The sequence below is a fragment of the Micromonospora sp. NPDC047467 genome, from assembly GCF_040643095.1.
Taxonomy (GTDB): domain Bacteria; phylum Actinomycetota; class Actinomycetes; order Mycobacteriales; family Micromonosporaceae; genus Micromonospora.
Map to the genome: position 1 here is coordinate 576,199 of NZ_JBEYTO010000004.1, position 23,913 is coordinate 600,111.

General features: G+C 70.6%; 21 protein-coding genes and 1 tRNA gene. 16 read left to right on the forward strand and 6 right to left on the reverse strand.

Annotated elements, in window-relative coordinates; translation table 11 throughout:
* Positions 1-217 precede the first annotated feature (217 nt).
* Complete coding sequence (locus ABZ780_RS15150; RefSeq protein ID WP_357011116.1) at positions 218-796, forward strand: helix-turn-helix domain-containing protein; 579 nt, start codon at positions 218-220, stop codon at positions 794-796.
* 198 nt (positions 797-994) lie between these two features.
* Positions 995-1,780: an alpha/beta fold hydrolase gene (locus tag ABZ780_RS15155; RefSeq protein WP_357011118.1), complete on the forward strand. Its 786-nt coding sequence runs from the start codon at positions 995-997 to the stop codon at positions 1,778-1,780.
* 57 nt (positions 1,781-1,837) lie between these two features.
* Here ABZ780_RS15155 and ABZ780_RS15160 read toward each other — a convergent pair whose 3' ends face one another.
* Positions 1,838-2,710, reverse strand: a complete 873-nt coding sequence (locus ABZ780_RS15160) for an aldo/keto reductase (protein ID WP_357011120.1) — start codon at positions 2,708-2,710, stop codon at positions 1,838-1,840.
* A gap of 277 nt (positions 2,711-2,987) precedes the next feature.
* Here ABZ780_RS15160 and ABZ780_RS15165 point away from each other — a divergent pair, with 277 nt between their 5' ends.
* The 3 genes from ABZ780_RS15165 to ABZ780_RS15175 all read left to right on the forward strand — a co-directional run bounded on the left by ABZ780_RS15165 (position 2,988) and on the right by ABZ780_RS15175 (position 6,043).
* Positions 2,988-3,353, forward strand: a complete 366-nt coding sequence (locus tag ABZ780_RS15165) for a YciI family protein (RefSeq protein ID WP_357011122.1) — start codon at positions 2,988-2,990, stop codon at positions 3,351-3,353.
* A gap of 360 nt (positions 3,354-3,713) precedes the next feature.
* Entirely contained in the window at positions 3,714-5,162 is a 1,449-nt protein-coding gene (gene pyk / locus ABZ780_RS15170) for a pyruvate kinase (protein ID WP_357011124.1), read from the forward strand.
* On the forward strand, positions 5,159-6,043 hold the full coding sequence (locus ABZ780_RS15175; protein ID WP_357486349.1) for an acyl-CoA thioesterase II: 885 nt from the start codon (positions 5,159-5,161) through the stop codon (positions 6,041-6,043). The genes pyk and ABZ780_RS15175 overlap by 4 nt, the downstream gene beginning before the upstream one ends.
* Positions 6,044-6,123: 80 nt before the next feature.
* Here ABZ780_RS15175 and ABZ780_RS15180 read toward each other — a convergent pair whose 3' ends face one another.
* Positions 6,124-6,786, reverse strand: coding sequence for a YceI family protein (locus ABZ780_RS15180; protein WP_357011128.1), 663 nt, complete (start codon positions 6,784-6,786; stop codon positions 6,124-6,126).
* Positions 6,787-7,045: 259 nt separating this feature from the next.
* On the opposite strand from ABZ780_RS15180, the gene ABZ780_RS15185 reads away from it, so the two are divergent.
* Together ABZ780_RS15185 and ABZ780_RS15190 are read left to right on the forward strand one after the other, a co-directional pair.
* Entirely contained in the window at positions 7,046-7,510 is a 465-nt protein-coding gene (locus tag ABZ780_RS15185) for an Rrf2 family transcriptional regulator (RefSeq protein ID WP_357011130.1), read from the forward strand.
* Between the two features lie 150 nt (positions 7,511-7,660).
* A complete protein-coding gene (locus tag ABZ780_RS15190; protein ID WP_357011132.1) occupies positions 7,661-8,578 on the forward strand; it encodes a sulfite exporter TauE/SafE family protein in 918 nt (305 codons plus the stop codon).
* A gap of 429 nt (positions 8,579-9,007) precedes the next feature.
* Here ABZ780_RS15190 and ABZ780_RS15195 read toward each other — a convergent pair whose 3' ends face one another.
* Positions 9,008-10,444, reverse strand: coding sequence for a pyridoxal-dependent decarboxylase (locus tag ABZ780_RS15195; RefSeq protein WP_357486350.1), 1,437 nt, complete (start codon positions 10,442-10,444; stop codon positions 9,008-9,010).
* A 259-nt stretch (positions 10,445-10,703) separates the two neighbouring features.
* On the opposite strand from ABZ780_RS15195, the gene ABZ780_RS15200 reads away from it, so the two are divergent.
* Positions 10,704-12,995 carry a cellulose binding domain-containing protein gene (locus ABZ780_RS15200; protein WP_357486352.1) on the forward strand — a complete coding sequence of 764 codons (2,292 nt, stop codon included), beginning with the start codon at positions 10,704-10,706 and terminating at the stop codon, positions 12,993-12,995.
* Between the two features lie 199 nt (positions 12,996-13,194).
* Here ABZ780_RS15200 and ABZ780_RS15205 read toward each other — a convergent pair whose 3' ends face one another.
* Positions 13,195-14,205: an LLM class flavin-dependent oxidoreductase gene (locus ABZ780_RS15205; protein ID WP_357486354.1), complete on the reverse strand. Its 1,011-nt coding sequence runs from the start codon at positions 14,203-14,205 to the stop codon at positions 13,195-13,197.
* Between the two features lie 72 nt (positions 14,206-14,277).
* Positions 14,278-14,757, reverse strand: coding sequence for an Lrp/AsnC family transcriptional regulator (locus tag ABZ780_RS15210; protein ID WP_357486356.1), 480 nt, complete (start codon positions 14,755-14,757; stop codon positions 14,278-14,280).
* A gap of 83 nt (positions 14,758-14,840) precedes the next feature.
* On the opposite strand from ABZ780_RS15210, the gene ABZ780_RS15215 reads away from it, so the two are divergent.
* Entirely contained in the window at positions 14,841-16,019 is a 1,179-nt protein-coding gene (locus ABZ780_RS15215) for an aminotransferase class I/II-fold pyridoxal phosphate-dependent enzyme (RefSeq protein WP_357486358.1), read from the forward strand.
* A gap of 352 nt (positions 16,020-16,371) precedes the next feature.
* On the opposite strand, the gene ABZ780_RS15220 is transcribed toward ABZ780_RS15215, so the two are convergent.
* Positions 16,372-16,454: transfer RNA gene (locus ABZ780_RS15220), tRNA-Leu, on the reverse strand.
* 82 nt (positions 16,455-16,536) lie between these two features.
* Between ABZ780_RS15220 and ABZ780_RS15225 the strand changes: the two genes are divergently transcribed.
* The 7 genes from ABZ780_RS15225 to ABZ780_RS15255 all read left to right on the forward strand — a co-directional run bounded on the left by ABZ780_RS15225 (position 16,537) and on the right by ABZ780_RS15255 (position 23,789).
* On the forward strand, positions 16,537-17,157 hold the full coding sequence (locus ABZ780_RS15225) for a response regulator (protein WP_357011144.1): 621 nt from the start codon (positions 16,537-16,539) through the stop codon (positions 17,155-17,157).
* A 56-nt stretch (positions 17,158-17,213) separates the two neighbouring features.
* The gene (locus ABZ780_RS15230) at positions 17,214-18,410 is read left to right on the forward strand and encodes a hypothetical protein (RefSeq protein WP_357486359.1); all 1,197 of its coding nucleotides are present in this window, start codon (positions 17,214-17,216) and stop codon (positions 18,408-18,410) included.
* Between the two features lie 368 nt (positions 18,411-18,778).
* The gene (locus tag ABZ780_RS15235) at positions 18,779-19,930 is read left to right on the forward strand and encodes a branched-chain amino acid ABC transporter substrate-binding protein (RefSeq protein ID WP_357011148.1); all 1,152 of its coding nucleotides are present in this window, start codon (positions 18,779-18,781) and stop codon (positions 19,928-19,930) included.
* 66 nt (positions 19,931-19,996) lie between these two features.
* On the forward strand, positions 19,997-20,980 hold the full coding sequence (locus tag ABZ780_RS15240) for a branched-chain amino acid ABC transporter permease (protein ID WP_357011150.1): 984 nt from the start codon (positions 19,997-19,999) through the stop codon (positions 20,978-20,980).
* Positions 20,977-22,155 (forward strand): branched-chain amino acid ABC transporter permease, encoded by a 1,179-nt coding sequence (locus ABZ780_RS15245; RefSeq protein ID WP_357011152.1) that lies wholly within the window; start codon positions 20,977-20,979, stop codon positions 22,153-22,155. Before ABZ780_RS15240 ends, ABZ780_RS15245 begins: the two co-directional genes overlap by 4 nt.
* On the forward strand, positions 22,148-23,089 hold the full coding sequence (locus tag ABZ780_RS15250; protein ID WP_357011154.1) for an ABC transporter ATP-binding protein: 942 nt from the start codon (positions 22,148-22,150) through the stop codon (positions 23,087-23,089). The genes ABZ780_RS15245 and ABZ780_RS15250 overlap by 8 nt, the downstream gene beginning before the upstream one ends.
* Entirely contained in the window at positions 23,076-23,789 is a 714-nt protein-coding gene (locus tag ABZ780_RS15255) for an ABC transporter ATP-binding protein (protein WP_357011156.1), read from the forward strand. The genes ABZ780_RS15250 and ABZ780_RS15255 overlap by 14 nt, the downstream gene beginning before the upstream one ends.
* The last annotated feature ends 124 nt before the right edge of the window (positions 23,790-23,913 follow it).

A 23,913-nucleotide genomic window follows, 5' to 3' on the forward strand; every position in this document is an offset into this window, starting at 1 on the left:
AGGAAACTCCCTGATGACGTACGGAAGGAGGCTTGTCGGCCGTCGTTCGTGACGGGCCGGATGTCGGGTCCCGGGCGATCGGGGTGGCCAGGCGGCGATCGGGCGGGTTCCCGAGGTAAGCTAAGCGGAGGCAGGCCTCCGGCATTCCGGAGGGGTGCCTCCACTAAGCTAGCGGAGGGTTCCCTCCGGATGCAACCAGGGTGAGGTGACGTACGTCATGACCAGCGCCGGCCAGGTGCCCGAGGTCTTCGCGCAGCGACCCAAGCGGGCCGACGCGCGGCGAAACTACGACGCCCTGATCGCCGCTGCGCGCGACGCGTTCGCCGAGAACGGCGCCGCCGCCTCCCTGGAGGACGTGGCCCGGCGTGCCGGGGTGGGCATCGGCACGCTCTACCGCAACTTCCCGACCCGGCGGCACCTCTTCGAGGCCGTCTACGTCGAGGAGGTCCGGGCCCTCAGCCGCTCCGCCGAGGACCTCGCCGAGGTGCCGCCGTGGGACGCCCTCGTCGCCTGGCTGCACCGGTTCGTCGCGTACGTCGCCACCAAGCGGGCGCTCGCCGAGCAGTTGCTGCAGGACTCCGAGATCTTCCGGAGCTGCCGCACCGAGATCTACGCCGCCGGCCAGCCGCTCATGGCGCGCGCCCAGGCCGCCGGGGTGGTCCGCGACGACATCGACTTCGACGACGTGGTGCGGCTGATCAGCGGCCTCACGATGGCCCAGTTCCCGTCGTCCGAGCAGCGTGACCGGGTGCTCGGTGTGGCCCTCGACGGCCTGCGCGCCGGAGCTGCCGGCTGACGAGGCGACGGCCCCGCGCATGTCCGATATGGAGCGCGGCGGAATGCCCGTTTACACCCTCGCCGGAACAACGGGTTACCCGCGCGTAACAAGTCATTGACGTTTCTAAATTGTTGCGGGCATCATCGTCGCACGGTCGACCGGACACCCCCACCCACCTGCCCGGTTCGCCGGGTGCCTCCCCCCGGAGGTGCGGCCATGCTGCTCCGAAAGACCGTCCTCGTGCTGTCCCTCGCCACCGCCGTCGTGCTCACGGCCGCCCCCGCGGCCACCGCCGCCCCCGCCCCGACCGCCCCCGCCCCGGCCGCCGTGGTCGGCGCGGCGGCGGCCAACCCCGTCATCGTGGTCGGCGGGCTCAGCGGCATCGCCGTCGCGTACGAGCCGATCGCCTCCCGGCTGCGCGCCGACGGCTACCGGACCTTCATCTATCAACTGCCCGGGCTGGGCCTCGGCGACATCCCCACCTCGGCCCGCGCGTTCGCCAGCTACGTCGAGCGGGTGCGCGCCAGCACCGGCGCGGCGAGCGTGGACGTCGTCGCACACTCCGAGGGTGGTCTGGTCAGCCGCTACTACCTCAAACGGCTCGGCGGCACCGCCAGCATCGGCCGGTACGTCAGCCTGGGCACGCCGCACTACGGCACGTACGTCGCCAACATCGTGGCGTTCCTCGGCCTGGGCAACTGCGCCGGCGTCGTGGCCTGCCAACAGATGACCATCGGCTCCGCGTTCCTCGCCGACCTCAACGCCGGCGACGACACCCCGGGAGCGGTGCGCTACACCACCATCCGGACCCTGCAGGACGAGCTGGTCCGGCCGACCGGGAACGCCGCCGTCAACGACGGTGCCACGAACGTGCTCATCCAGACGTACTGCCCGTTGCGGGTGGTCGGGCACCTCGGCCTGGTGCTCGACGGCACCGCGTACACCCTCGTGCGCGGCGCCCTGGTCGACGGCCCGGTGCGACCCAACTGCCTCGCGGTCTGACCTCGCCCGGGTGGGGGTGGTCCCGGCCGGGACCACCCCCACCCCGGCAGCGGGTGCTCAACTCGCCTTGCTCAGCGCCTCGAACTCGTCGTCGGTGAGCCGCACGTCGCCCGCGGCCACGTTCTCCTCCAGGTGCGCCACCGAGGACGTGCCGGGGATCGGCAGCATCACCGGGGAGCGGCGCAGCAGCCAGGCCAGCGCGAGCTGCGCGGGCGTCGCGCCGTGCCCGGTGGAGATGGCGTCCAGCGGGCCGCCCGGCCGGGCCAGCTCACCGGTGGCGATCGGGAACCACGGGATGAACGCGAGGTCGTTGCGCTCGCAGTACTCCAGCACGTCCTCGGCGCTGCGGTTGGCGAGGTTGTACAGGTTCTGCACGGAGACGATCTCGGTGATCGCCCGGGACTCCTCGATCTGCTCGACGGTCACCTCGGACAACCCGATGTGCCGGATCTTGCCCTCCTCGCGCAGCAGCGCCAGCTCGCCCAACTGGTCGGCGAGCGGCACCTGCCGGTCGATCCGGTGCAGCTGGTAGAGCGGAATGCTGTCCAGGCCGAGGTGGCGCAGGCTCAGCTCACACTGCTGGCGCAGGTACTCCGGGCGGCCCAGCGGGCGCCAGTCGCCGGGACCGGAGCGGCTCAGGCCGGCCTTGGTCGCGATCACCAGGTCGTCGGCGTACGGGTGCAGGGCCTCACGGATCAACAGTTCGGAGACGAACGGGCCGTACGAGTCGGCGGTGTCGATGAAGGTCACGCCCAGCTCGACGGCCCGGCGCAGCACCCGCAGCGCCTCGGCCGGGTCCTTCGGGTCTCCCCAGACGCCCGGCCCGGTGAGCTGCATCGCCCCGTAGCCGAGTCGATTGACGGTGATGTCGCCCCCGATCCGGTACGTGCCGGACGCCTTCGCGGGCTGCTTGCTGATATCGGTCGCCATACGCGGATCCCCAATCGTCTTCGTCGTGGCGGGGACGACGCGCCCTCCCACCACGTGATCATCCCCCGGGATGGGGGAGTCATGCGGCCGCCCGGTCGATTGTGCGCGGCGACACGACACCCCCGCGCCCCGGCCGGCGTCGCCCTCGACCCGGGGACCGACCAGGGTGAGTTGCGCCGAGCGGCCGGTGTCGCCGTTGCCGGCGTGCGACGCTGGGCGCGTGCCGGTGCGGCGGGCTCGGGCGGCCGGGCTGATGCGGGCCGGCGGAGGGAGCACCATGGCGGAGGTGCCGCAGGTCGACTTCGCGCTCGACACGTACGAGTGCATCGTGATCTATCCCGGTGCGGCCGGACGGGCCCTGCCCGCCGAGACGGTGCAGCGGTTGCAGGCTGAGCACGCCGAGCACATGCAGGCGTTGCAGCGCCGCGGCATCGTCCTGGTCGCCGGCTCGATCGACGGGACCACCAGCAACCCGGAGCCGCCGATCGGCTTCGGGCTGGCCCGCACCGGCAGCGTCGACGACGTGCGCAGCGTGCTGGAGGCCGACCCGGCGGTGCAGGCCGGCCTTTACCGGATCGACGTGCTGACCTTCCTCTGCCCGGCCGGGTCGCTGGAGTTTCCGCTGGTCAAGACCGGCAGCTGAGCGGCCGACGCATCGGCGTCTGTCGTGATGGCGACGGCGTTCGGCCGCCTGCCGGTGCTACGGTCGCGCCCAGCGAGGGCCGGGGCATCCGGTGCCGCTCCGACCCCCGTGACCTGCTCACCGAGGTGCCCAGCCGGCCTCCGTCGGTGCACCGGCGGTGAGCTTGGGCCGGGAGCACCCCGACAGCGGGTGCCGATGGAGGCGTACGATTCCCGGCGCGCGGTCGCCGTTGCCCGTCGCCACAACGTTCCCGGTGCGGTTCCGCCCGCCGGCCCGACGCGAACCACGCGTCGTTGGACAAAAGTTCCACTGCCTGCAAGGGGTCGGCCCCGAGTCCGACCTGAAGGAGAGACTAGCCTGATGGGCGTGACACGCCGCGCGAAGATCGTCTGCACTCTTGGTCCCGCCACCTCGTCCCCGGAGCGCATCCGGGGTCTTGTCGAGGCCGGCATGAACGTGGCAAGGCTCAACTTCAGCCACGGCAGCCACGCCGACCACGAGGCGGTCTACCGACTGGTTCGGGAGGCGTCCGAGGCGGCCGGTAAGCCGGTCGCCGTCCTCGCCGACCTGCAGGGGCCCAAGATCCGGCTCGGCCGGTTCGCCGACGGCCCCCACGAGTGGCGCACCGGCGACTCGGTCGTGATCACCGGCGATGACATCGTCGGCACCAAGGAGCGGGTCTCCTGCACGTACCGCAAGCTGCCGCAGGAGGTGCGGGCCGGTGACCGTCTGCTGATCGACGACGGCCGGGTCGCCGTCGAGGTCACCGACGTCACCGGCAACGACATCCGCTGCCTGGTCACCGAGGGCGGCCCGGTCTCCAACAACAAGGGTGTCTCGCTGCCCAACGTGGCGGTCAGCGTGCCCGCGATGTCGGAGAAGGACGCCGAGGACCTGCGCTTCTCCCTGGGGCTGGGTGTCGACCTGGTGGCACTCTCCTTCGTCCGCTCGGCCGAGGACATCAAGCTCGTCCACGGCATCATGGCCGAGGAGGGCGTGTTCCGGCCGGTGCTGGCGAAGGTCGAGAAGCCAGAGGCCGTGGAGAACCTCGAGGCCATCGTGCTGGCCTTCGACGGCGTCATGGTCGCCCGTGGTGACCTCGGTGTCGAGATGCCGCTGGACGAGGTTCCGCTGGTGCAGAAGCGGGCCGTGCAGTTGTGCCGGGAGAACGCCAAGCCGGTCATCGTGGCCACCCAGATGCTCGACTCCATGATCGAGAATTCCCGGCCCACCCGGGCGGAGGCCTCCGACGTTGCCAACGCCGTGCTCGACGGCGCGGACGCGGTGATGCTCTCCGGCGAGACCAGCGTCGGCAAGTATCCGGTGCTGACCGTCAGCACCATGGCCAAGATCGTCACGACGACCGAGTCCGGCTCGATCGGCGTGCCCCGGTTGCAGCACGACCCGCGCACCCACGGTGGAGCGCTCACCGTGGCTGCCTCGTCGATCGCCCGGGCCATCAACGCCAAGGCGCTTGTCGCCTTCTCGCAGACCGGCGACACCGTTCGACGGCTCTCCCGACTGCACTGCGACCTGCCGCTGCTGGCCTTCACCCCGGTCCCCGAGGTGCGCGACCAGCTCGCCCTGAGCTGGGGCGTCGAGACCTTCCTGATGCCCTTCGTGCAGCACACTGATGACATGTTCCGTCAGGTGGACCAGGCGCTGCTCGGCCTCAACCGGGCCAACCCGGGCGACTACGTGGTGATCGTCGCGGGCAGCCCGCCCGGCACCCCCGGCTCGACCAACACGCTGCGCGTCCACCAGTTGGGCTCGCTGGTCGACGCCGCGTCGGCGCGGGCGTTGCAGTGAGCGACGGCCAGGCCGCAGTCGGCCAGGCCGCCGTGGACCAGCTGTTGGAGGTGCTGGACCTCGATCCGATCGGGGAGATGACCTTCCGGGGGATGAGCCCCCGGGTCGGCCCACAGCGGGTGTACGGCGGCCAGGTGGCCGGTCAGGCGCTGGTCGCCGCCGGCCGCACGGTCGACCCGGAGCGGTTCGTGCACTCGCTGCACGGCTACTTCGTGCGCCCTGGCGATCCCGTCGAGCCCATCGAGTACCAGGTGGAGAACATCCGCGACGGCCGATCCTTCTCGGTCCGCCGCGCGGTCGCGCTCCAGCACGACAAGCCGATCTTCTTCATGTCGGCGTCCTTCCAGCGGGCCGAGGAAGGGCTGGACCATCAGACCGTGTCTCCGCTGGACGTGCCGGCGCCGCAGGACGTGCCGACGATGTCGGACCGGCTCGCCCGTTATCCCGAGCGCCTGGGCATCTGGGGTCAGATTCCCCGCCCGATCGATGTGCGCTACGTCGGCGAGCCCGGCTGGGTCCGTCCCGGCGACCGGCCGGCCGACCCGCACCAGCGGGTCTGGATGCGCGTCGACGGCAAACTGCCCGACGATCCGCTGCTGCACGCCTGCCTGCTCACCTACGCGTCGGACCTGACCCTGCTGGACTCGGTGCTCTCCATGCACGGGGAAGTGTGGGGGCCGGGCGGCGTGGTCGGCGCGAGCCTCGACCACGCGCTGTGGTTCCACCGGCCGTTCCGCGCCGACGAGTGGTTCCTCTACGACTGCTGGAGCCCGTCCGCGTCCGGTGCGCGAGGGCTGGCCACCGGCCGGATGTTCACCACCGACGGCCGGCAGATCTCCAGCGCCGTGCAGGAGGGCCTGCTGCGCCGCGTCGGCGACTGACGCTCGCGGTCATCCCCGCCAGGTGTGCGCTCGTACAGACGAGGCGTCGTGGCGGGGACGACCGTTGGGCGTCACGCGGGTCACGCCTGGTGGATGGCCTCGCCGGCGATCTCGATCTGGACGGTCTTGCCGACCAGAACACCGCCGCTTTCCAGCGCGACATTCCAGAGCAGACCGTAGTCCTCCCGGTTGATTTCGGCGTTCGCGCTGAAACCGAAAATGTTCTGTCCGTACGGGTCACGGCGGGCGCCGCCGAAATTCACCTGTAGGTCAACGGCCCGCGTGATCCCCTTCACAGTCAATTCGCCGGTGAGTACGAATCGTCCGGCGTCGGGCTGGGGTGGCGGATTGTGACCTCTGCCTCGTCCGCCGAGTCGATTGCTGCGCAGGCGGGCCCAGTAGAAAATCGGGTCCTCATTGCTCTGCCAGTTGATACCCGTGCTTCGATATTCGAGCGTGGAATAGCGCTCCACGTCGAGGAAGTCGGCACTCTTGAGGTGGGTGTCCCGATCCGCGCTGCCGGTGGTGATGCTCGCCGCCTGGATGGTAGCGGTCACGCTGGAGAGCAATGGGTCCTCCGCCACGGAGATCTCCGCGGTCGCCTCGGCGAACTCGCCGCGCACGGGGCTCACCATCATGTGCCGGGACAGGAAACCGATCCGCTTGTGCGCCTGATCGAGGCGATAGGTGCCGGCGACCGGGATGGTCATGCCATCCCAGATGCGTGTGGCGACATCGGTCATGGTGTTGCCTTCCCCCCGGATGGAACCCGGGTGTTTATCAATGTGCTGCCCGAGCCCCCGCATACGGTCAGACAGTAGTGCGTGCCACCCAGCATAGGGACGCGCCGAATCAGCTTCCCGGGCCCCCGAGGGCGGCGAATCGTCACCTATCTCACCGATAGGCCTCGGAATCCCGCGCCGTCAGATATGCGTCGATGCCTGACCGATTGGCCGAGGGCCGCCCGTCCGGGCGGACGACCAGCGGGCTAACCTTGCCGACATGCGTCTCTCCGCCCGGGTCGACTATGCCCTCCGCGCGGCCGCCGAACTCGCCGCGACGGCCAGTGGCCCCGGGCGTGGCCGGCCGGTCACGGCCGACCAGATCGCCCGGGCTCAGGAGATCCCGCCGAAGTTCCTGGAGAGCATCCTGCTTCAGCTGCGCCGGGGCGGCATCGTGCACGCCCAGCGCGGCCCGGAGGGCGGCTACTGGCTGGCTCGCCCGGCCGAGGAGATCTCCCTCGCGGAGGTGATCAGGGTGATCGACGGGCCGCTCGCGCACGTCCGTGGGCAGCGCCCGGAGCAACTCGGCTACCACGGCCCGGCCCGTGCACTGCAGGAGGTCTGGATCGCGCTGCGGGCCAGCGAACGGGAGATCCTGGAGCTGGTCAGCGTCGCCGATGTGGCCGCCGGCACCCTGCCTCCCCGGATCACCGAACTGGTCGCCGACCCCCGAGCCTGGATCTGACTCCGGCTCCTGTCGCGCCGCGCCGCGCCGCGCCGCGCCGCCGCACCGCTCGGCGACGTCCCATCCACCGATCAGACACTTGACCGCGGCTGCCTCGTGGCGCATTGTCGACCAAGTTGATAGGAGATGCCGAAAAGCTAGGGGGCGCTCGTGCGCAAGCTGCTGGTCCTCGCTCTGGTCGGGCTCGCGGCGCAACTGGTCGACGGCTCGCTCGGTATGGCGTACGGGCTGACCTCGTCCACCCTGCTGCTGCTCGTCGGGGTCGCACCCGCCGCCGCGTCGGCCTCGGTGCACCTGGCCGAGATCGGCACCACCCTGGCCGCGGGCGTGGCGCACTGGCGCTTCGGCAACGTCGACTGGCGGGTGGTGACCCGCATCGCCCTTCCCGGCGCGGTCGGCGCGTTCGCCGGCGCCACCCTGCTCAGCTCGATCTCGACCGAGGCGGCCGCGCCGTGGATGGCCGGCATCCTCTTCACACTCGGCGCGTACCTGCTGGTTCGCTTTGCCCGGCCACTGCGCACCGACCGGATCGGTGGGCGGCTGCGCGGGCGATTCCTCGGCCCCCTCGGCTTGGTCGCCGGCTTCGTCGACGCCACCGGCGGCGGAGGCTGGGGCCCGGTCGCCACCCCGGCGCTGCTGGTCTCCGGCCGTCTGGAGCCGCGCAAGGTGATCGGCTCGGTCGACACCGCCGAGTTCGTGGTGGCGGGCGCGGCGAGCGTCGGCTTCCTGATCGGGCTGGGCACCGAAGGGTTCCTGCTGCCCATTGTCGCCGCGCTGCTCGTCGGCGGCCTCATCGCCGCCCCGCTGGCCGCCTGGCTGGTGCGAATCGTGCCGGCTCAACTGCTCGGCGCGGCGGTCGGCGGCGTGATCGTCCTGACCAACGCCCGGACCCTGGTCCGGGCGGCTGAGCTGGACGGCCCGGTCGGCCCCGCGCTCTACGCCCTCCTGGCCGTCGGCTGGTTGGCCGCGTTGGTGCTGGCCGTGCGCGCCCTGCGCCGAACCCGCGCCGCCGCCACAGCGAGCGTCCCCCCGACCCCGAGGGAGCCGGCACAGCCGGCAGCCCGCTGACCCTGCTGACCCTGCTGAGCCCCGCCGAGCCCCGCCGAGCCCTGCGGACGATTCCACGGGCCTGCCCGTCCGGGTGTCGTTACCTGTCGTGACAGTCGACCGCCGGCACTGCATGCACCTCGCTCCCTTTGCTCTGCTTACCTATACGCAACACCGCGCTGACCAGCGCGTCTCTCCGGTGGGACGGTCGCTGCTCCCGCCGGCCGCGATGACTTTCGGTAACTGGTGCGTGGGTGTAAGCAGAGCAAAGGACGCCAACCATGCTTCGGCTGCCGCAGGTGGGCAGCCGCTCCGCGAGAATGCGGACCGCCAGAGCATCGGAACCGCCAGCGGCCGTGCGGGCATGGGGCACCCGGGCGAGCCGCCGGCCGGGCGGTCAGCGGCCCTTGCGGCCAGGCACGTATCGGTCAGCGGCCAGGCCCATCTCGGTCAGCGGGGGAGCAGGTCGTCGGCCGCGCGGGTCAGCAGCGCCCACGCCTCGTCGACGTGCCGCTCGGCGGTCTGCGGCGAGCCGACCGCCAGCCGCAGCGTGTACCGGCCGTTCACCCGGGTGTGGGTCAGGTACGCCCGTCCGGTGCGGTTCACCCGGGCCAGCAGCTCGGCATTGGTGTCGTCGTCGGCGCGCAGCCGGAAGCAGACCAGCGAGAACGGGTGCGCCGCGGCCAACTCGAACCGGTCGTCGGAGCGGACCTGGTCGGCGAACCGGGCGGCCAGCGCCACCCCGGAGCGAATGTGGGCGCGCAGCCCTTCGGCGCCGTACCAGCGCAGCACGAACCACAGCTTCAGCGCCCGGAAGCGGCGGCCCAGCGGGACCTGCCAGTCCCGGTAGTCGATCACCGCACCCGACTCGGAGGCTGCGTTGCGCAGGAACTCCGGCAGCACGGTCAGCGCCTCGATCAGCTCTCCACGGTCGGCCACCCAGAACGCGTCGCAGTCGAAGCCGGTGAGCAGCCACTTGTGCGGGTCGAAGCAGTACGAGTCCGCGTACTCCAGGCCGGCGTGCGACCAGCGCAGCTCGGGGCAGACGGCGGCGGACCCCGCGTACGCGGCGTCCACGTGCAGCCAGATCCCGTACTCGGCGCAGATCGCCCCGATCTCCGGCAGCGGGTCGACGGCGGTGGTGGAGGTGGTGCCGATGGTGGCGACCACGATGGCGGGTACGTCGCCGGCGGCCAGGTCGGCCTCGATCGCGGCCCGCAGGGCGTCCGGGAGCAGCGCCTGGGTGGCCGGGTCCACGTCGACCGCGCGAACCCCGTCGGTGCCCAGCCCGGCGATCCGCGCGGCCTTCTCGATGGAGGAGTGCCCGTGCACGGACGTGTAGGCGCGGTAGCGCCGGTCGATGCCGGCGTCGCGCCAGCGGCCCCCGCTGGCCCGGTGCAGCGCGGCGAGCGTGGCCACCAGGGTCGCCGAGGAGGCCGAGTCCTGGATGACGCCGCCGCCGGCGCCGGTCGAGCGGAACCTCGGTGGCAGGTCCAGCAGTTGGGCCAGCCAGTCCATCGTCACCGTCTCCAACTCGGTGCAGGCCGGGCTGGTGGCCCAGAGCATGCCCTGCACGCCGAGCCCGGAGCTGACCAGGTCGCCGAGCACGCTCGGGCCGGAGGTGTTGGCTGGGAAGTAGCCGAAGAAGCCAGGGTGCTGCCAGTGGGTCAGCCCGGGCACGACGATGCTGTCAAGGTCGGGCAGGACCGCTTCGATCGGCTCGCCGACGGTCGGCGGCGCGGCGGGCAGGGCGCTCGCCACCGTGCCCGGCGGGTCGGCCGGGGCGACCGGTCGCTGCTCCAGCGTGGCCCAGTAGTCGGCGATCCAGTCGACGACGGCGTGGCCGGCTCGGCGGAACTCGTCGGGGTCCATGTGGGGAACGCTCACCGAATGAGTTGATCAGGCATCGGTCGTCGGAACAAGACCGGCCGGTGAGTGCCGGGCGACGGCAGGGTGTGACGGTCATCGATATTGCGGATCGGAAAGCGCTTGCCATACGATGCGCCTTGAGCCGAATCCGTGAGTTCCAGGGCGCCTCACCCGATCAGATCGCCGTCCGTCGCCGTCGTGGCGGGCCGTCCACCGTGCCTCCCGGGCAGGGCAGGTGGTCCCACAGCGGTCACCACCGGATCCCCGGAGGCAGTTCATGCACCCGTCCAAACAACGGCTGATCCTGCTCGCCGCCACGACTGCGACCGCCGTCGTGGCCGGCACCGTCGGCACTGTCGTCGCCTCGGCCGCCGCTATCGGCTGCCGGGTCGACTACCAGGTCGCCAACCAGTGGCAGGGCGGCTTCGGCGCCAACGTCACGATCACCAACCTGGGCGACCCGGTCAACGGCTGGGCGCTGACCTGGTCGTACGCCGCCGGGCAGCAGGTCACGCAGGCGTGGAACGCCGCCGTCACCCAGTCCGGCGCCCAGGTCACCGCCCGCAACGTCGACTACAACGCCGCCATCGCCACCAACGGCACCGCCGGCTTCGGCTTCAACGGCTCGTGGACCAGCAGCAACCCGGCACCGACCAGCTTCGCGCTCAACGGCGTGACCTGTACCGGCGCGCCCCCCACCAGCGGCCCGACCACGCCAGCGCCGACAACCCCACCGCCGACAACGCCACCGTCCACCACCCCGCCGCCGACGACGCCACCGCCGACCACCCCACCGCCCACGACGCCACCGCCCGCCGGCGGCGTACTGCAGATGGAGAACCTGGACCGGGGGCTCGTCAGCGTCCGCTCCGGCAACGGCAACCTGGTCTCCTGGCGGCTGCTCGGCACCGAGACCTCCGGGGTGTCGTTCAACCTCTACCGGGGCTCGACCCGGGTCAACTCCAGCCCGATCACCGGTGCCACCAACTACCTCGACAGCGGCGCGGCGGCCGGCTCGGCGTACACCGTGCGGGCCGTGGTGGGCGGTGCCGAGCAGGCGGCGTCGGCGCCCGCGCTCCAGTTCGGCGACGGCTACCTGGACGTGCCGTTGCAGGTCCCCGCCGGGGGCACCACCCCCAGTGGGGAGAGCTACACCTACAGCGCCAACGACGCCTCCGTCGGTGACCTCAACGGTGACGGCAGCTACGAGATCGTGCTCAAGTGGGACCCGTCGAACGCCAAGGACAACTCCCAGTCCGGCTACACCGGCAACGTCTACGTCGACGCGTACACCCTGACCGGCACCCGGTTGTGGCGCATCGACCTGGGTCGCAACATCCGCGCCGGAGCCCACTACACACAGTTCCAGGTGTACGACTACGACGGTGACGGCCGCGCCGAGGTGGCCATGAAGACCGCCGACGGCTCCCGCTCGGGCACCGGCCAGGTGATCGGCTCGTCGTCGGCGGACCACCGCAACTCCAGCGGCTACGTGCTGGCCGGTCCGGAGTACCTGACCATGTTCGACGGACGCAACGGCGCGATCCTGTCCACCGTCAACTACGACCCGCCGCGCGGCACCGTGTCGTCCTGGGGCGACTCGTACGGCAACCGGGTGGACCGGTTCCTCGCCGGCACGGCCTATCTGGACGGACAGCGCCCTTCACTGATCATGGCCCGGGGCTACTACACCCGTGCGGTCATCGCCGCGTGGGACTTCCGCAACGGGACGCTGACCAAGCGCTGGACGTTCGATTCGAACTCCTCCGGCAACGGCGCCGCCGCCGGTCAGGGCAACCACCAGCTCTCCGTCGCCGACGTCGACGGTGACGGCCGCCAGGAGATTGTGTACGGCGCCGCCACCATCGACGACAACGGCCGGCTGCTCTACTCGACCGGCAACGGGCACGGCGACGCCCTGCACGTCGGCGACCTCGACCCGGGTCGTGCCGGCCTGGAGGTGTTCAAGGTCGACGAGGACGCCAGCAAGCCCAGTTCCTGGTTCGCGGACGCGCGTACCGGTCAGATTTTGTGGTCCACGCCGGCCTCGGGCGACAACGGCCGGGGCGTCTCGGCGGACATCTGGGCGGGCAGCCCTGGCGCCGAGTCGTGGTCGTCGGCGGTTTCCGGGCTGGCCAACACCCGGGGTCAGAACGTCGGCCGCAAGCCGTCGTCGGCAAACTTCCTCGCCTGGTGGGACGGCGACCCGGTGCGGGAGCTGCTCGACGCCACGAAGATCGACAAGTACGGCACGGGCGGGGAGACCCGGCTGCTCACCGGCAACGGCGTGGCGTCGAACAACGGCACCAAGTCCACGCCGGCGCTCTCCGGTGACATCCTGGGCGACTGGCGCGAAGAGGTGATCTGGCGGACCAGCGACAGCCGGGCGTTGCGCATCTACAGCACGCCCACGCCGACCAGCACCCGGATCTACACGCTGATGCACGACCCGCAGTACCGCGTGGCTATCGCCTGGCAGAACACCGCCTACAACCAGCCGCCACACCCGGGGTTCTTCATCGGTGACCAGATGGCGAACCCACCCGTCCCGAACATCCACCTACGTTGATCTGACTCTGGCGATCCTCATCGGGTTCGCCTAAGGTGGCAGGCACCGGGCCGCAGCCGCGGAATCCGCACAGCTCCGGCCCGGTGCTCCACACCGCGGCAATCCCGACCCGTCCCGACCGGGGTTGCCGTACCACCACCGGCATCAACGTTAGGCACCGTCCGGGTCGCGGGGGTGACGCTGACGTGAAGATCGTGTTTCACGCGTCCCGGCGCAGACCGCCCGCCACCTGCTCGGCGATCAACTCGTACGAGCGCACCCGGTCCTTCACGTCGTACACCAGCGTGGTCAACATCAGCTCGTCCGCGCCCGTGCGCTCCTGCAGCTCGGTCAGCTGCCGACGCACCGTCTCCGGCGAGCCCATCGCCTGACCGTCGCGCCGCTGCAGGACGAACTCCCGCTCGATCTCGGTGTACGGGTAGGCCGCCGCCTCATCGGGCGTGGACAGCGGCTCCGGCCGACCGGAGCGCAGCTTCAGAAACGACAGGGCGCTCGGCCCGGTCAGCCACTCGGCCCGCTCGTCGGTCTCGGCGCACACCGCGTTGACGGCCACCATCGCGTACGGCTTGTCCAGCCACTGCGACGGCCGGAAGTTCTGTCGGTACAGCGCCAGCGCAGGCAGCGTGTTCGCCGAGCTGAAGTGGTGCGCGAACGAGAACGGCAGACCGAGCAGGCCGGCGAGTTGGGCGCTGAAACCGCTGGACCCGAGCAGCCACACGGCCGGCTGCTCACCCTGACCCGGCGTGGCGATGATCTGCCCGGGGCGTTCCCCGCTGAAGTAGTTCATCAGGTCGGCCAACTCGCGCGGGAAGCCCTCCGCCGACAGCCCCTCCATGGTGCGGCGCAACGCCAGCGCGGTCACCTGGTCGGTGCCCGGCGCCCGGCCGATGCCCAGGTCGATCCGGCCCGGGTGCAGTGCCTCCAGGGTGCCGAACTGCTCGGCCACCACCAGCGGCGCGTGGTTGGGCAGCATCACCCCACCCGACCCGAGTCGGATCGTCGAGGTGTTCGCGGCCAGGTGCGCCAGCAGCACCGCCGGGGCCGAGCTGGCGATGGCCGGCATGTTGTGGTGCTCGGCCACCCAGAACCGGTGGTAGCCCAACTCCTCGGTGCGCCGGGCCAACTCGGTGGTGGCCTGCAGCGCGGCGCCGGCGGTGGTCCCCTTGGCGACCGGGGCAAGATCAAGAACAGACAACGGTACGGTGATCACACGCGTGGCCAACCCGCCGCCGGCCGGTTTTGTTCCGGCCTCGCCGTGTTCGTCGGGCAACTCACCCGCTGCTCAGCCCATCCCACGGGCCTGTTCGAAGATCAAACTCGTCTGCGTGTGCTGCACCACCGGGTCGACCGCCAGGTGATCCAGCACGAAGTCCCGCAACGCGTCACCCGACGCCGCCCGTACGTGCAGCACGTAGTCCTCCGCGCCGGCCACGTGGAACACCGACACCACCCCGGGCAGCCGCACCGACCGGGCCCGGAACGCGTCCACCGCCGCCCGCTCGTGCGCGGTCAGTCGCACCGACACCAGCGCCTGCAACGGCAAACCCAGTGCCGCCGGGTCCACCTCGGCGTGGAACCCGCGGATCGCCCCGCGCTCGCGCAGCGCCCGGGTGCGCGTCAGGCATGTGGACGGCGCCACCCCCACCCGCTCGGCGAGGGCGTTGTTGGGCAGTCGGCCGTCCGCCGCCAACTCGGTCAGGATCGCGCGGTCCACCTCGTCGAGGGGCGAATTCGACCGCACATCGTTCGGCTCAGGGGGCATCCCACCATCCTCGCCCGAACCAAACGGCGAATCCAGTGCTGGCGACAGAATTATCTGCCAATCCATTGCCGACACGGCACCGGATGTTCGACGCTACCGCCATGATGACGGTGGACACCCAGGCTGTACACGCCGGCCGCGACGACCTGCGCACGCTCGGCGTGCACGTACCACCGATCGACTTCTCGACGACCAACCCACTGCCCTCGGTCGACGACGGCGGCAACGCCTACGAGCAGCTCGCCACCGGCGGCACCCTCCCCGCCGAAGGCGGCGCCGTCTACCAACGGCTCTGGAACCCGACCGTGGCCCGCTTCGAGACCGCCCTCGCCCAACTGGAGGGCACCGCCCAGGCGGTCGCCTTCGCCAGCGGCATGGCCGCCCTCACCGCCACCCTGCTCGCCGCCACCCGCGACGGCCAGCGCCACATCGTCGCCGTCCGGCCCCTCTACGGCGGCACCGACCACGTCCTTGCCACCGGTCTGCTCGGCACCACCGTCACCTGGGCCCACCCCGACGAGGTCGCCGCCGCCATCCGCCCGGACACCGCGCTGGTCGTCATCGAGACGCCCGCCAACCCCACCCTCGACCTCGTCGACATCGCGGCCCTCGCCACCGCGGCCGGCGACGTCCCGCTGCTCGTCGACAACACCGTCGCCACCCCCGTGCTGCAACAACCCGCCCGCCACGGCGCCGCCCTCGTCCTGCACAGCGCCACCAAGAGCATCGGCGGCCACGGCGACGTCCTCGCCGGCGTCGTCGCCTGCGACGCCGAATGGGCCACCCGACTGCGCCAGGTCCGCGCGGTCACCGGCGCGATCCTGCATCCCCTCGGCGGCTACCTCCTGCACCGCGGCCTGCAAACCCTGCCGCTGCGGGTCCGCGCCCAGCAGGCCAGCGCCGAGAAGCTCGCCGGCTGGCTCGCCGACCACCCCGCCGTACACCGGGTGCACCACCCCTCGGTGTACGACCCGGCGGCGCTGGTCGGTCGGCAGATGGCCGGCCCTGGCAGCCTGCTCGCCTTCGAGGTGCGCGGCGGCGCACCCGCCGCGGCTGCCGTCGCCGGCGCCTGCGAGCTGATCACCCACGCCGTCTCCCTCGGCGGCGTGGACACCCTCATCCAGCACCCCGCCTCGCTCACCCACCGGCCCGTCGAGGGCGACGCGAAGCCCGCCGGCGGCCTGCTGCGCCTCTCGGTCGGCCTGGAGGACCCCGAGGACCTGCGCGCCGATCTTGCCCGCGCGCTCGACGCGATCGCCTGACCGGCGCGGTCGGTCAGGCTTTATCCACTCCATGTCGCCGATCTGGCGGTGTCTCCGGTGGGGGATGGCGCCACATCGGCGATACGGAGTCGATCAGGCCGGGCGGATACCCGTAGGCGGGCGGGGTCGGTCGGATTGTCGACATCTGGCAGGCAGGCGGTGAAAGCACCGTGGCCGGTGCCGAACGTCGCGGGTTCGGGCCGATCGACGCACCACTGCCGGACCGTGGTGTCCGGCAACGAGGCGTGTGGGCCGTCGAGCGGATGTCGCGCCTGCGAGCGGGGAGGGCGTGGCCTGTGCCCGCATCGGCGGTGGACTCACGCCCACCTGGTCGAACAGGTGTATGACAAAGTGCCGGGAGCGGGATTCGAACCCGCAAGCCCTTTCGGGCAGAAGTGTTTGAGACTTCCGTGTATGCCGTTCCACCATCCCGGCGAGTGCGGCTTACTGTACCCGACTACGCTTCTGCGGGAGCATGGGTGGTAGCCGTGCAGAAACGATGGTGGGGGTAGGGCTGGTGGCCGAGATACCGACGGATACCGAGCGCAGGCGCGTGCTGATCGCCGAGGACGAGGCGCTGATCCGGCTGGACCTCGCCGAGATGCTGGTCGAAGAGGGCTACGAGGTGGTCGGGGAGGCCGGTGACGGCGAGACCGCCGTCCGTCTCGCCGAGGAGCTGAAGCCTGACCTCGTCATCCTCGACATCAAGATGCCGATCATGGATGGGCTGGCCGCCGCCGAGCGGATCGCCGGCGCCCGGATCGCCCCGGTGATCATCCTGACCGCGTTCAGCCAGCGCGACCTGGTGGAGCGGGCGCGGGCGGCGGGCGCGATGGCGTACCTGGTGAAGCCCTTCCAGAAGAGCGACCTGGTCCCGGCGGTGGAGATCGCGCTGTCGCGCTACTCGGAGGTCGCGGCCCTGGAGGCGGAGGTCGCGAGCCTGACCGACCGCCTGGAGATCCGCAAGACGGTGGAGCGGGCCAAGGGCGCGCTGATGACCACCTATGGGATGACCGAGCCGCAGGCGTTCAAGTGGATCCAGCGCACGGCGATGGACCACCGGATGACCATGAAGGAGGTCGCCGAGCGGATCCTCACGGAGACCGCCGGCGGCGAGGCGCCCCAGCCGACCGTCTGAGCGCCCGGCGCACGCGGAGGGCACACCGCACGGTGGTCGGTGGCTAGCATCGACAGATGTCCGTCCGACAGGTCGTCGCGGTGTTCGGCCTCTTCGCACTGCTGCTCGCCGGTTGTGACGGCCCGGCGCCGCCGACCGGCGACGGGTCGTCCGGGCCGACGTCGGCCGCCGCGTCGGCGCTACGGCCGGGCTGGCAGGCGCTGACACTGCCGGCGCCGCCGGGCGACGCCGGCCGATTGCTGGTACGCGACCTGGCGGCCTGTTCGGGGCGCTGGTTCCTGGTCGGCGGCGTCGCGGACACGGGTGGCGGCACCCGTCCAGCAGCGTGGACCAGTGTGGACGGTACGACGTGGACGTCGCTGCCCGTGCGCGCGGATTCCTTCTACGGCCGGCAGAACGTGCTCTCCTCAGTCGCCTGTCGCGACGGGACGGCGGCGGTGATCGGCGCCAAGGTCGGTGGGGCGCACGGTTATCCGCGGATCAGCACCTGGCGGCAGCGGGCCGACGGCGCGTTGGTCGAGGTGCAGGCGCCGTTCGAGACGTACGGCGGGCCGAAGGCGGTGAACGTGTCCCGGCTGGCGGCGGGTCCGCCGGGCTGGCTGATCGTCGGCAATCGCTCGGCGGGCGCGGCCTCCTGGGTGTCGGCGCCGGACGCGGCGGAGTTCGCGCTGGTGGAGGGCGCGCCGGAGCTGGCGAGTGACGCCGTGGGGGTGACCTGGGCGTTCGACGCGGTGGCGGTGCCGGCGGGTTGGTTGGCGGTGGGTGGCTTGCTGCCGGCTGGCCGGATCGACCGGGATCCAGCGGTGTGGTCGTCGCCGGACGGGCGGTCCTGGCGGCGCACGGTGTTGCCGGGCGGCTCGGAGTACGAGGAGTTGCAGCGGGTGGCGCTGGTCGGTGGGGTGCCGGTGGCGGTCGGGCTGCGCGGGGCGACGTTCGGCGCGTGGCGGCAGGAGGCGGGGGGCTGGGTGGCCGCGGGGGCGTTCGGTCGGCGGTCCTCCTCGGGTGTGCCGGTGGTGGCGTCGCTGGTGGCGGCGGGGGATCGGTTGTTCGCCGCGGTGGCCGACGGAACGCGATACTCGGTGTGGGTGTCGGCGGACCGGGGTGGGTCGTGGCGGCAGGCCGCGATGCCGCTGGAGGCCGGGGCGGGTGCCGATCGCGATGTGGCGCTGGTGGCGGTGGGTGACCGGTGGTGGTTGGCGGTGGACGATGGGTCACGGGCCGGTCTGTGGTCGGCGAGCGGGCCGGGCGCCTGATGGCGGGGTGTGTCGGCGGCGTACCGGCCCGGCCGAGCTGACTGCTGGACGTTTTTACAGTTCAGGCGGTGTTCAGGCGGCGTTTACCGGCACGGACAAGGGTGTCTGAGTCCCATCCGGACGCGGACTTAAGGACCGATCGACGGATTCACCTGTTACGGGCATCGACTGGATTGCGTACGTCTTCGTAACGGTTTCGCAGACCCCCCGTTCAGGCCTTCCACGACGGTGTGCGGTGTCGGTACGCTCCGCCATCACGAGCCGTAACGCAGGGGGAGTCTCTGCGGGGTGGGTGGAATTGCGGGTCTGCTGCTGTCGCCGTCGCTAACGGGTCAGCCGCGTCCGCATCTGGAGGAGGTCAGGAAGCCGTGAGGCGAAGCTATGTACGAGCGCTGGGAACTGTCGCGCTCGCCGCGTCCCTGGTGGTCGCTGCTGGGTGCCAGGATTCCGGTGGCGAAAGCGGTGGGACCGCGTCCGGTGACTGCGGTGGCAAGATCGCGATCTTCGGCGCGTTCACGGGTGACAACGCGGGTCTGGTGATCCCGTCGCTGAACGGCGCCAAGCTCGCCGTGAAGCAGTTCAACGAGGCGAACCCGGACTGCAAGGTCACCATGCAGGAGTTCGACACCCAGGGTGACCCGGCTGTCGCGACCCCGTTCGCGAACCAGATCGCGGGGGACAACTCGTTCCTCGGTGTCATCGGTGGTCACTTCTCCGGTGAGTCGGACGCCACGATGCCGATCTACCAGGCCGCTGGCCTGGCGATGGTCAGCCCGTCGGCGACCCGCACCGACCTGACCCAGAAGGGCAACACGTCCTTCTACCGGGTCGTCGGCAACGACGGCACGCAGGCCGGCGCGGTGGCGAGCTACCTGAAGACCCAGAACGCGCAGAAGGTCTTCCTCGTCGATGACGCCAGCGCGTACGGCGCGGGCATCACCGACGAGCTGGGCAAGCAGCTCGGCCCGCTGGTGGTCAACAAGGACAAGATCCAGGAGCGCCAGGCGCAGTTCGACGCCACCGTCTCCAAGATCCGCTCCGCTGGGGCGGACTTCGTCTTCTACGGCGGTTACACCCGTGAGGCCGCTCCGCTGGTGAAGCAGATGCGTGCCGCCGGTGTCCAGGCCAAGTTCGTCGGCCCGGACGGTCTGTACGACCCGGCGTTCCCGGCGGGTGCCTCCGGCGGTGCCGAGGGCTCGATCATCACCTGCCCGTGCCTCCCGGCCGACAAGGCCGGCGGCACCTTCTCCGCCGACTACCAGAAGGAGTACGGCATCCCGCCGGGCTCCTACGGCGCTGAGGGCTTTGACGGCGCGAAGGTCTACCTGGACGCCTTCAAGGACGGCAAGAAGACCCGGGCCGACATCCTGGCGTACGTGAAGTCGTACGACAAGCAGGGCGTGTCGAAGTACATCAAGTTCGATGCCAAGGGTGACGTCGACCCGTCGAAGGTCGTCATCTGGGCCTACCAGATCAAGGGCACGGCTATCGAGCCGCTGCAGGAGCTCAAGCTCAGCTGACGCCCAGGCACTGGAGTGCGGCCGGGGTCGACCACCCCGGCCGCACTCGATTCAAGGAGACCCCCGGTGCATTTCGATGAACTGATCGGCCATCTCGGCCAGCACACGGTCGACGGCCTGTCCAAGGGCGCCATCTACGCCCTGATCGCCCTTGGCTACACCCTCGTCTATGGCGTCCTTCGTCTGATCAACTTCGCGCACTCCGAGGTTTTCATGGTCGGCACCTTCGCGGTGCTGATCCTCTGGAACCAGCTCGGGGTGGAAAATAACCCTCCTATCGGCCAGGCGATCCTGTTCCTGCTGCTCGGTCTGGTCGTCGCGGCCGTCGCCTCCGGCGGAACAGCTCTGGCTCTGGAGCGGATCGCGTACCGACCGTTGCGGCGCAAGAACGCGCCGCCGCTGATCTTCCTGATCACCGCGATCGGCCTGTCGCTGGTCTTCGTGGAACTCTTCGGGCAGGTGCTGCCCAAGCTGCTGGGCAACGTGCTGCCGGCGGCGTTCGGTCGGCCCCGGCAGATTGTCGGTATGCCGACGATCATCCAGCAGGAGACCCTGTTCACCATCGGCAACACGGCGATCACGAACATCCAGCTGATCGTCTTCGTGTCGGCTGTCGTGATGATGGCGCTGCTGGACTGGTTCATCAACCGCACCCGGTACGGCCGGGGTGTGCGAGCGGTGGCACAGAACCCGGAGACCGCCGCGCTGATGGGGGTCAACCAGGAGCGCGTGATCATGCTGATCTTCGTGCTCGGTGGCATCATGGCCGGCGCTGCCGCTCTGTTGTGGAGCATGCGGTTCGGTTTCACCCAGAACAGCATCGGGTTCGTGCTCGGCCTCAAGGCGTTCACCGCCGCGGTCCTGGGCGGCATCGGTAACCTGCGCGGCGCGCTGCTGGGCGGCCTGTTCCTCGGCATCGTCGAGGTCTACGGCGCCACGCTCTTCGCGTCCAACTGGGAGGACGTCATCGCCTTCGTGGTGCTGATCGTGGTGCTGATGTTCCGGCCCACCGGCCTGTTGGGTGAGTCGCTCGGGAGGGCCCGCGCATGATCGACAAAATCCGTTCCGCTGACCGCCGTCGTGTCGGCCTGCTGAACTCGGTCGGTGACCGCTGGCGGGCGTTGCCGAGGTGGCAGAAGGCCGTCGGCGTGGTCGCTCTGCTGGTCTTCCTGTACCACCTGCCGTATCTGGGGAAGCTGCCCGGCGGTCTCATGATCCCCGGTCTGAACAACCTGCGTACCGACTCGATCGAGGGCGGCAACAACTGGGCGGGCGTGCTCTTCGTCTGCGCCATCTACGTGCTGGTCGCGATCGGCCTGAACGTCGTGGTCGGCCTCGCCGGTCTGCTCGACCTGGGCTACATCGGCTTCTTCGCCATCGGCGCCTACAGCGTGGCGCTGTTCGGCTCGGTGAACTCGCCGGTGGTCAAGTGGATCCAGCAGGAGTTCGACCTGCCGCCGACCTGGGCGGTGACCTGGGGCATCTGTCTCCTGCTCGCGATCGTGCTGACGATGATCTCCGGGGTGATCCTGGGCTGGCCGACGCTTCGGCTGCGCGGTGACTACCTGGCGATCGTGACGCTCGGCTTCGGTGAGATCATCCGGATCGTGGCCCGCAACGCCACCGGGGTCACCAACGGCCCGGTCGGCATCTCGGCCATTCCCGGCCCGGAGGGCCCGCCGTCGGCGGACAACAAGGTCTTCGGTCTGATCGACGCGAAGCCCTGGTACTGGCTGGCGATCACCTTCGTACTGCTGATGGTGGTCCTGGTCCGCCGGCTGGAGCACAGCCGGGTCGGCCGGGCGTGGCTGGCGGTCCGCGAGGACGAGGACGCCGCCGCGGTGATGGGCGTGTACCCGTTCAAGTTCAAGCTCTGGGCGTTCGCCATGGGCGCGGCGCTCGGCGGCCTGTCGGGCTTCCTCTTCGGCAGCCGAAACGCGTTCATCGACCCGACCCAGTTCAACGCGAACCTGTCCATCCTCTTCGTCGCCATGGTCGTGGTCGGCGGTTCCGGCAACATGATCGGCGTCTCGCTCGGCGCGGTGCTGTTGGCGTACCTGCCGGAGCGGTTCCGCGACTTCGCCGACTACCGTTGGCTGGTCTTCGGCCTGGCCATGGTGCTGGTGATGATCCTGCGTCCGCAGGGCCTGATCCCCAGCCGGCGGCGAGCCCGCGAGTTGAAGGATCGCGCGGCCGAGGCAGAGGAGGCGCCCGCTCATGTCTGACCAGACCACCAGCACCGCGACGCCGAAGATCCCGACTCAGCCGGGGCCTCGGAAGGTGCTGCTCGAAGTCGACGACGTCACGCTCCGCTTCGGCGGCGTGGTCGCCCTCGACAAGATCAATTTCCAGATCTACGAGGGTGAGATCCTCGGTCTCATCGGGCCGAACGGCGCCGGCAAGACCACCAGCTTCAACGTGATGACGGGGGTCTACAAGCCGACCTCCGGTGCGGTCCGGTTCCAGGGCCAGAAGGTGACCGGCCGCAAGCCGCACCAGATCAGCCAGCTGGGCATCTCCCGGACGTTCCAGAACATCCGTCTCTTTCCGGAGATGACGGCGTTGGAGAACGTCATGGTCGGCACGGACTCCCGGCACAAGACCAGCGTGCCCGGGGCGCTCTTCCGGGTGCCTCGGCTCCGGCCGAAGCCACACGAGTTGCCGCAGGTCACCGCCGAGGCGGGCATCCGGCGGACGTGGCAGGAGACGCGCCGGTCGTTCGCCAAGACGTTCGGCCTGTCCCGGCACATCCTCGAGGAACGGGCAGCCGAGGCCAAGGCGCTGGAGCTGCTGCGCTTCGTCGGGATCGCCGACCGGGCCAACGACGAGGCGCGCAACCTCCCGTACGGCTACCAGCGTCGGTTGGAGATCGCCCGCGCGATGGCCACCGAGCCGAAGCTGATCTGCCTGGACGAGCCGGCCGCCGGCTTCAACCCGGCGGAGAAGGAGGAACTGCTCACCCTGATCCGGAAGATCCGCGACATGGGCCTGACCGTGCTGCTCATCGAGCACGACATGCGGCTGGTCATGGGGGTCACCGACCGGATCGTGGTGCTGGAGTTCGGCCGCAAGATCGCCGAGGGTGCGCCCACGGAGGTCAGCCGCGATCCGAAGGTGATCGCCGCGTACCTGGGGGAGCCCGCCGATGACGCTGCTTGATCTCGAGAACGTCTCCGTCGCCTACGGCCGGATCGAGGCGCTGCACGGCATCAGCCTGAGCGTCAACGAGGGTGAGGTGGTGGCCCTGATCGGCGCGAACGGCGCCGGTAAGACCACCACCATGCGGGCCATCTCCGGGACCCGGGCGCTCGCCGGCGGCAAGATCACGTTCAACGGCGAGGACATCAGCAAGCTCCGGGCCGACCTGCGGGTCGTCCGGGGGTTGTGCCAGTCCCCGGAGGGTCGGCAGATTTTCCCGGGTATGACGGTCATGGAGAACCTGGACATGGGGGCGTACACCCGGCGGGACTCCGCCGGCATCGCCGCCGACCTGGACCGGGTGTTGACCCTCTTCCCGCGGCTGCGCGAGCGGCGCAAGCAGGCCGGCGGCACCCTGTCCGGCGGCGAGCAGCAGATGCTCGCGGTCGGTCGGGCGCTGATGAGCCGGCCGAAGCTGCTGCTGCTCGACGAGCCGTCGATGGGTCTGGCCCCGCTGGTGATCCGGCAGATCTTCGACATCATCACGGAGATCAACCAGCAGGGCACCACGATCCTGCTGGTGGAGCAGAACGCCCAGCAGGCGCTCTCCCGGGCGCACCGCGGCTATGTGTTGGAGACCGGCCGGATCGTGAAGGAGGGGTCCGGTCAGGACCTGCTGCACGACCCGTCGATCAAGGAGGCGTACCTCGGCGTGGCCTGAGCCACCTCGTCCGGCGGCCGGCCGTCCCCTCGCGGGGGTGGCCGGCCGTCGGCGTTGACGCCGGCTGTCCGTTTTCGCGTCCGGGGCCCGGTGCCGCCACCCGGGGATGTCGGTCCGACGGACT